This window comes from Duganella vulcania, assembly GCF_009857655.1.
Taxonomy (GTDB): Bacteria; Pseudomonadota; Gammaproteobacteria; order Burkholderiales; family Burkholderiaceae_D; genus Rugamonas; species Rugamonas vulcania.
The window spans coordinates 37,900-46,445 of the sequence record NZ_WWCX01000051.1 but is presented as its reverse complement, the minus strand read 5'-3'; the positions used below and the strand labels follow the sequence as shown (position 1 = coordinate 46,445).

Sequence of the window (8,546 nt, the reverse complement as noted above, 5' to 3'; positions counted from 1 at the left end):
CCCCGCCGCGCGGCCCGTCGCTGTCGCTGGTGGCCGCCGCCGTGCGCGCGCCGCACGGGGCCTCGCCCGCTGAACTGAGCGCCACGCTGGCCGAAAACAAAGCCCGTCCAGCGCTGGACCCGGAGCTCAACGACGCCTACGGCTATCCCATCATGAGCGCCCGCATCGCCGGCATCGATGCCGACGCCACCCGCGCCGAGATGTCGGACTGGCTGGCGGCGAACCACCTGGCACCCCACTTCAGCGACGAACAATGGCGCGCGCTCAGCGCCGGCGGCGAAGTGGTGGCCGAATTGAGCGCCAATCTTGGCGCCCATCCGCTGCTGGAGCTCCACGCCGGACAAGTCGCCCGCCGCGAGCCCCTGTCGCTGCCGATGCTGCAACTGCAGCCGGTATGGCAGGCGGACTGGAAGCCGGAGCACCGCCAGGCCGCCGCGCTCTGGTTCCGCCACCTGGTGATTCAATCCGGCTGGCCCGAAGACCGCATCACCGTCGCCCCCGACCGCGGCGCCCTGGACACCGAAGCCGGCGCCGCGCTGGCACGGCTGCTGTCGAACGAACCGCCGGCGCTGGCCATGCTTGTCACCTGCGGTTCGCACCTCGGCAGCGGCAGCGTCGAACAGTTGGAGAACGTCAGCGCGCTATTCAACGCCAACCAGCCGCAAGGCCAGATCCCGGGCGAAGGCGCGGCCGGGCTGCTGCTGACCGACGCCCTCCAGGCAACGCTGCTGGGGAACGGCGGCGAGCAGCCGCAATTGCTGGCCGTGAGCAGCGCACGCCTGCCGCATTCCGCCGACCAATCCAAGCGCGCCAGCGCCGAACTTTTGCAGCAGCTGAGCGCCACGGCGCTGCAAGGCGCCGGCCGCGAAGCTTCGGCCGTCGCCTTGATCAGCGCCGACACCGACCACCGCACCAGCCGCGTCATGGAGCTGATGGGCGTCGCGTCGGAAGCGGTCCCGCAACTCGATCCCGGCGTCGACATCTTCAGCGTTGGCGCCAGCTGCGGCAATTGCGGCGCCGTCACCTGGCTGACCGCGCTGGCCGTGGCGCGGCAGGAAGCGGAAAGCCGCAAAGCCGCCGTCCTGTGCATCAGTAACCTGGACCCGTTCCGGCGCGATGTCGCCGTCATCGGTCCTGCCGTAGCCGTACCTGTTTGATTTTCCCGATTTTTTCTAGAGCCCCAATCATGATGCAAAAAACCTGGCAATTCCTGACGACCCGCAACAGCCTGATCGTGATCGGCTGGGTGGCCTTCGCCGCCTGCTTGCTGATCGCGTCCGCCATCTTCGAATGGCCGGCCAGCGTCGCCTGGACCGTGCTGGCGATCGCGCTGCTGTTCGGCGCCATCGTCTGGCTATGGCGCCGCCGGCGCAAGCAGCGCGCCGCCGCCCAACTGGGCGACATGCTGGAACAGCAGGTCAACAAAGCCCCCGCCAAGACCGACCCGGCCCAGCGCCAGGAAACGGACGTGATCCGCAAACGCCTGCTGGACGCCATCGCCACCATCAAGGGCTCGAAAATCGGCCAGTTCTCCGGCAACGCCGCTCTGTACGAACTGCCGTGGTACATGGTCATCGGCAATCCGGCCGCCGGCAAGAGCACGGCGATCGCCAGCTCCGGCCTGCAGTTCCCGTTCGCCGACACCAAGATCGTGCAAGGCGTAGGCGGCACCCGCAACTGCGACTGGTTCTTCACCACCGACGGCATCCTGCTCGATACGGCGGGCCGCTACTCGGTCGTCGACGAGGACCGTGGCGAGTGGTTCGGCTTCCTCGACCTGCTCAAGAAGTACCGCAAGAAGGCGCCGATCAATGGCGTCATCATCGCCGTCAGCGTCGCCGAACTGACGCGCAACCGGCCCGAATTCGCCATCAACCTGGCCAAGAACCTGCGCCAGCGCGTGCAGGAACTGACCGAGCGCCTCGAGGTCCACGCGCCGGTGTACGTGGTCTTCACCAAGGCCGACCTGATCACCGGCTTCAACGAATTCTTCCAGGACGCCGAACGCGGTGAGCGCGACAAGATCTGGGGCGCCACCCTGCCCTACAGCCAGTCCACCACCAGCGAGCAGATACTCGACCAGTTCGACGCCCGCTTCGATGAACTGTACGACGGCCTGAAAGACCTGAGCCAGGCCAACATGGCGCTGCAATGGCGCGAGCGCATGCCGTCCGGCGTGTTCACCTTCCCGCTGGAATTCAGCTCGATCAAACCATCGCTGCGCGCCTTCATCGCCACGCTGTTCGAGGAAAACCCATTCCAGTTCAAGCCCGTGTTCCGCGGCTTCTACTTCACCAGCGCCTTGCAGGAAGGCGAATCGGTCTCCGCCTCGTCGCACCGTGTGGCGCAGCGCTTCGACCTGAAACTGCAACCGCGGGAACACGAGGAATCCCATCAGCAGCAAGGCTACTTCCTGCTTAACCTGTTCCGCAAAGTGATCTTCGCCGACAAGGACCTGGTCGCGCAATACGCCAGCCCGGCCAAGACGCGCGTACGCTACGCAGCCTTCTTCGCCGCCACCGCCTTCGTCGGCCTGGCGCTGGCCGGCTGGAGCTGGTCGTACATGAACAACCGCCAGCTGGTCGCCAACGTGCAGGCGGACCTGGACCAGGCCATCAAGGTGCAGCAGAACCGCATGGACCTGCAGTCGCGCTTCCAGGCGCTGGAGATCCTGCAGGACCGCATCGAACAGCTGGACAGCTATCGCGAACACCGGCCGCTGTCGCTGGGCCTGGGCCTGTACCAGGGCGACCTGCTCGACCGCAAGCTGCGCGAGGAATACTTCGCCGGCGTGCGCGAGGTGATGCTCAAGCCGGTAGGCCAGTCGCTGGAAGCCTTCCTTGGGGAAGTCAACAGCGGCGCGGCGCAGCTGCAGCCGATGTCCAAGCCGGTGACGGCTGCGGCAACCGGTGCGCCAGCCACCGACGCCACGGCCGCCGCGCCGGTCAACAACGGCGCCACGCAGTTCAAGGACTCGTCGCCCGCCAACGCGGAAGACGCCTACAACGCGCTGAAGACCTACCTGATGTTGAGCGACAAGTCGCGCGCCGAAGCCGGCCACCTGAACGACCAGCTGACCCGCTTCTGGCGCGTCTGGCTGGACGGGAACCGTGGCGCCATGCCGCGCGAGCAGATGATACGCAGCGCCGAGCGCATGATCTCCTTCTACCTTTCGCAGATCAACGACACCTCCTGGCCGCAAATCGACGGCAAACTGGCGCTGGTCGACCAGACCCGCGACAACCTGCGCCGCGTGGTGCGTGGGATGCCCGCGCGTGAACGCGTCTACGCCGACGTCAAGGCCCGTGCAGCAACCCGCTTCCCGTCGATGACGGTCGCCCGGATCGTCGGCGAGCAGGACAAGGAACTGGTACTGGGCAGCTACGCCATTCCCGGCAGCTTCACGCGCCAGGCGTGGGAAGGCTTTGTGCAGGAAGCCTTCCGCGACGCGGCCAACCGCGAGATGCAAAGCGCCGACTGGGTGCTGAAGACCTCGTCCAAGGACGACCTGACGCTGGAAGGCAGCCCGGAACAGATCCAGAAGTCGCTGGTTGAGCTGTACAAGAACGACTACGCCAAGGAATGGGAGAAGTTCGTGCAGGGCGTGACCATCCGCGACCTGCAGACCTTCGAGAACGCCGCCGCCGCGATGAACCGCCTGGGCGACCCGCAAACCTCGCCGCTGAACAAGCTGGTGACGACCGTCTACGAGCAGACCTCGTGGGACAACCCATCGCTGCTGGACGCCGGCCTGCAACGCGCGCAACGCGGCGTCACCGGCTGGTTCCGCGAAACCATCCTGCGCCAGAAGCCGTCGCAGATCAACATCAACGTCGCCAGCACCAGCAGCACGCCGAACGCACCGCTGCCGCTGGGCCCCGTCGGACGCGAGTTCTCCGGCGTGGCACGCCTGGTCGTCGCCAAGGACAGGGACGCGTCGCTGATGCGTGGCTACGTCGATCAGATGTCCAAGCTGCGCACCCGCTTCAACCAGATCAAGAACCAGGGCGACCCGGGCCCTGGCGCCAAGCAGCTGATGCAGCAGACGCTGGACGGCACCGGCTCCGAACTGGCCGACGCCCTCAAATACGTCGACGAACAGATGCTGATCGGGATGACCGACGCGCAGAAAATGGCGATCCGCCCTATCCTCGTGCGTCCGCTGATGCAAACCTTCGCCGTCATCGTCAAGCCGACTGAAGCCGAAATCAACAAGGTCTGGGTCGCGCAGGTACTGCAACCGTTCAGCAAGAACCTGGCGCTGAAGTATCCATTCGCGACCGAATCGCGGGCGGAAGCCAGCAACGCCGAAATCGGCGAGATCTTCGGCCCGGACGGCGCCATCGCCAAATTCTTCAACACCACCATCGGCCCGCTGGTCGTGCGCCGTGGCGACTCCCTGAGCGCCAAGACCTGGGCCGACATGGGCATCAACCTGGCGCCGCCAGTGGTGGCGGCCTTCCCGAACTGGATCGCGCCGCTGTCGGCGGCCGGCGTCGCCAACACCGCCGCGTCCAGCGGCGGCGAGGCACAGACCAAGTTCGACCTGCAGGCGCTGAGCGCCACCGGGGCCACCGAATTCACCATCGAAATCGACGGCCAGTCGCTGCGCTGGCGCGGCCAACCGCAGCCTTGGGTACACATGGCCTGGCCGAATCCGCAGGGCGTGCCCGGCTCGAAGATCACCGCCATCACGCCGGAAGGCCGCAACGTTGTGCTGCTCAACGAGCCTGGCCATTTCGGCCTGAAGAAAATGATCGACGCCGCCAACCGCAAACGCAAGGACAACGGCGCGTTTGAACTGAGCTGGGACAACGCCGGCGTGGTCGTCACCGCCAACCTGAAAATCGTCGCCACCGAACAGGCGCCCGCACCGCAGCCCGTGCAGGCCGCACAAGGCTTCAAGCGCCTGCGCCTGCCGGAATCGATCATCGCCGCGGCGCCGGCGCTTGAAGCTTGTGCGGCCGACACGCACCGCGGCAGCGGCCACCATGGGAGCCACTCAATGAGCCGGGGCGTTACTCCGATCAGCGTCGGCTACTTCGGCAAGATTCCAACCCGGGGCGATTTCGTCAAGGGCAGCGACAGCCCGGCCCTGATCAAGGTGCTGGACGACTGGCTGTCGCACGCGATGGACCTGCTGAGCACAGACGCCCGCTGGAAGCTGAACTACGACGCCGCCGCGCCGCTGCATTTCGCCTTCGTCGGCCCGCGCCGGCGACACGCCATCGCCGGCCACATCGTCGCCAGCAGCGACCAGTCCAGCCGCCGCTATCCCTTCCTGATGATGGGATCGATGGAGGTCAGCGAACCCACGGCGTTCGTGGAGAACGCGCCGCTGGTGCTGACGCGCATGTGGAACCGCCTCGAAGCGCTGACCGCCGGCGTGCGCGAGGCCAGCGACCCGACACTGCCGCTGCAAAGCGCCGCCAACCACATGATCGAACTTGATCTGCGCGCGGCCGCCTACGATGCGGCTTTCGAGGACTTCCTCGAACTGCAAACCGTGGGTGCGCTCGATGCGATGCTGGCGCAGACCGGCTTCAAAGGCACGGCGCGGCAGATCCTGCTGGCGCTGGGCATGCTGCTGCAACCGGTCATGGCCAGCAGCTCCAGCCGCCTGGAAAAGAGCCTGCTGCTGCCGCTGCCGACCGATCCGATGTACCGCAACCTGGTGGCGGCGTTCTGGATGCACCTGATTACGCCGTTCCTGGCGCGCGCCGATTTCGAACTGGCGCTGTTCGTCACCCGCATCGACCAGCGGCCGGCAATGATCGTCGGTTTCAGTGGCGCATCGGCCCAAACGCTGCGCGCCATCGTCGATCCGCAAGCCGGCTTCGATCATCACATCGACTTCGAACAATTGGATTGGGTGGAAGAGCAGATCGATTCCGACTACGGCATCAAGAAACTGTCCACCTACCTGGCGCAAGCCAACCTGTCACTCAAGTCCGCGCTGGATTCCGTCGGCGCGGCGTTTATCGGAACCTGATCATGCGCTCTAACAAATTGATAGCCAACGCCCTGCTGACCGCCCTGTGCGCGCTCGGCGCCGCCAGCGCCGGTGCCCAGAACCCCGGCCTGGCGCCCGCCGCGCCGGAACCTGGCCAGGTGCTGGCCAGCGGCACCGTGCCGGACGAAGGCAGCAAGGCCGCCGTGCTGGCCAAGCTGCGCGAAGTCTATGGCGCCGACAAGGTGGTCGACCAGATCGCCATCGGGCCCGTCGCCATGCCGGCCAACTGGAACGGCTACGTGCAAAAGCTGATTACCCCGGAGCTGAAGCAGATCAGCCGCGGCCAGCTCAAGATCGACGGCAGCAACGTCAGCCTGCGCGGCGAGGTCGCCAACGAAGCGCAGCGCCAGCGTATTGCCAGCAATGTCGCCACCAGCCTCAATCCGACCTACACCGTCAACAACGGGCTGCGCGTATCGGCCGCCGACCAGAGCATCCTCGATAGCACGCTGGCCAACCGCACCGTGGAATTCGAAAGCGGCAAGGCCGAGCTGACGCCGGCCGGCAAGGCCATCCTGGACGAGATGCTGGCGGCGCTGCTCAAGCTCAAAGGCCGCAAGGTCGAGATCATCGGCCACACCGACAGCGCCGGCCTGCGCGCCACCAACCTTGGCCTGAGCCAGGCGCGCGCGGAAACCGTCAAGGCCTACTTCTCCAGCCACGGCCTGAATGGCGACCTGCTGACCGCGAGCGGCCAGGGCCCCGACCGGCCGATCGCCAGCAATGACAGTGCGGACGGACGCGCGCGCAATCGCCGCATCGAGTTCCGCATGGCCCAATAATCAATCAGAGGACATCATGTTTTCAGCAGAGCAGTTATTAATCCCCATCAGCGACAGCCGCCCATCGGGCGAGGACCTGTCCTTCTCGTCCGACCTGGACGCCATCGCCCAGGCACGCAAGTTCGACGACCCGTCGCTGGACCAGGGCGAATGGGTGACGGAATTGAAGGAAGCGGATTGGGAATTCGTCGTCAAGCGCTGCGCCGCGCTATTGACGGAGAAAAGCAAGGACCTGCGGCTGGCGGTCTGGCTGACCGAAGCGGCCGCCAAGCAGCACCACCTGCGCGGCCTGGCGGAAGGCTACCGCCTGCTGGCAGGCCTGTGCGAACAGTATTGGGACATGGGCCTGTATCCCGAAGCGGACGGCGGCGACAACGAACAACGCATCGGCAATCTGAGCTGGATCCTGGCGCGCACCAAAACGCTGATCCGCGAGATGCCGCTGACGGAAGGCCGCAACACGGCCTACTCCACCATCGACTTCGAGTCGGCCCGCAAGCGCGCCAGTGGCGGCGACGACCAATCCGGCTCACCCAAGCTGGCCGACATGGAAGCGGCCAAGCGCTCCAATTCCGCGCAGTTCTGCGCCGGCTTCACCGCCGACGCGCAATACTGCATGGACGCCCTGCTGCAATTGGAAAAAGTATCGGACGCGAAGCTGGGCCAGGACAGCCCGGGCTTCTCCGCCGCGCGCGATGCCGTGCAATCGATGCTGCATGCGATGCCTGCGGCAAGCAAGTCCGCCGGCGCCGAGGCGCAGGCCGACGCCGCCTTCGACGAGCAGACATCGCAGGCGCCGAACGGCACGGCGGCTCCGCAACAACGCGAAGCCGCCTCCGGCCCGATCCGCAATCGCACGCAGGCCATCGCCCAGCTGCGGGCCGTGGCGCGGTTCTTCCGCGAGACGGAGCCACACAGCCCGGTGTCCTATTTCGCCGAGAAGGCAGCCAACGCCGGCGAACAGGACCTGCACACCTGGCTGCGCTCCGTCATCAAGGATGAAGGCTCGCTCTCCCACATCGAAGAGATGTTGGGAGTGCGGCCTCCCAACTAAGCCTTATACCGCCTTACTCGCCAACCAGCTGCACGGCCTCGACGTTCTTGTAGCCATGCTGGACGTTGTTGGCGATGGTGATCTTGGCGCCTTTGACTTTATATGCAGTCTTGTCGAAGGTGCGCACGAACCAGGTGCGGTTGCCGCGCCTGTCCTGCTTTACGTCGCTGATGCCGGACCAGATGGTGTTCCACTTGCCATCCGTGTCCTGCAGCTCCACCTTGCTCACCGCCTCCACACCCTCGCCGCTGGGGAAGATCACCCGCAGCTCGGTCGCGTTGACCGGCTTGGCGTAGCCGACCTCCAGCCAGTCGAAGCCCTTGTCCTGGTTGTTGTTGGTCCAGCTGCGGTCATCCGAGGGGCCGACGACGTTCCTGGCCACACTGGACTCCGAAGGCTCCTTGCCGCCGTCGTCGCCGAAGGTGCTACTGGCCTTGGCGGTTGCCGCCCACTGTCCCTTCGGATCGTTCAGGTACTTGTCCTCCATCGTGCCATAGTCGAGCAAGGCCTGCTTCCTGGCCATCTCCTCCTGCGCCTCGGTCTGCGCGACGGCCGGTGCCGGAGCCGCCGGAGCGGGCGCCGTCGCAGCCGCCGGGGCCTCAACGGTCGGCGCGTCCGCCGCCTTGTCCTTCTTGTGGCACGCGGCCAGGGCCAGCGTGGATATCAGAATCGCTATGGTGGTATGTCGCTTCATGGT

The 8,546-nt window shown here is 66.0% G+C and carries 5 protein-coding genes; 4 read left to right on the top strand and 1 reads right to left on the bottom strand.

Going from position 1 to position 8,546, the window contains the following annotated elements; translation table 11 throughout:
• The 4 genes from GTP90_RS22845 to tssA form a co-directional block, all read left to right on the top strand.
• The coding region (locus GTP90_RS22845) for a hypothetical protein (protein ID WP_161085699.1) at positions 1 to 1,157 on the top strand (1,157 nt) is incomplete at its 5' end.
• A gap of 32 nt (positions 1,158 to 1,189) precedes the next feature.
• Positions 1,190 to 5,992, top strand: a complete 4,803-nt coding sequence (gene tssM, locus GTP90_RS22840) for a type VI secretion system membrane subunit TssM (protein ID WP_371875113.1) — start codon at positions 1,190 to 1,192, stop codon at positions 5,990 to 5,992.
• 2 nt (positions 5,993 to 5,994) lie between these two features.
• Positions 5,995 to 6,795, top strand: coding sequence for an OmpA family protein (locus GTP90_RS22835; RefSeq protein WP_161085697.1), 801 nt, complete (start codon positions 5,995 to 5,997; stop codon positions 6,793 to 6,795).
• A gap of 16 nt (positions 6,796 to 6,811) precedes the next feature.
• Positions 6,812 to 7,849 carry a type VI secretion system protein TssA gene (gene tssA, locus GTP90_RS22830; RefSeq protein ID WP_161085696.1) on the top strand — a complete coding sequence of 346 codons (1,038 nt, stop codon included), beginning with the start codon at positions 6,812 to 6,814 and terminating at the stop codon, positions 7,847 to 7,849.
• 13 nt (positions 7,850 to 7,862) lie between these two features.
• On the opposite strand, the gene GTP90_RS22825 is transcribed toward tssA, so the two are convergent.
• Entirely contained in the window at positions 7,863 to 8,543 is a 681-nt protein-coding gene (locus GTP90_RS22825) for a hypothetical protein (protein WP_254452002.1), read from the bottom strand.
• Between the last annotated feature and the right edge of the window lie 3 nt (positions 8,544 to 8,546).

Excerpts from the sequence above, each read along its gene's own strand:
- GTP90_RS22825 (WP_254452002.1), bottom strand. The coding sequence starts at position 8,543 with ATGAAGCGACATACCACCATAGCGATTCTGATATCCACGCTGGCCCTG.
- tssM (WP_371875113.1), top strand. The coding sequence starts at position 1,190 with ATGCAAAAAACCTGGCAATTCCTGACGACCCGCAACAGCCTGATCGTG.
- tssA (WP_161085696.1), top strand. The coding sequence starts at position 6,812 with ATGTTTTCAGCAGAGCAGTTATTAATCCCCATCAGCGACAGCCGCCCA.
- GTP90_RS22835 (WP_161085697.1), top strand. The coding sequence starts at position 5,995 with ATGCGCTCTAACAAATTGATAGCCAACGCCCTGCTGACCGCCCTGTGC.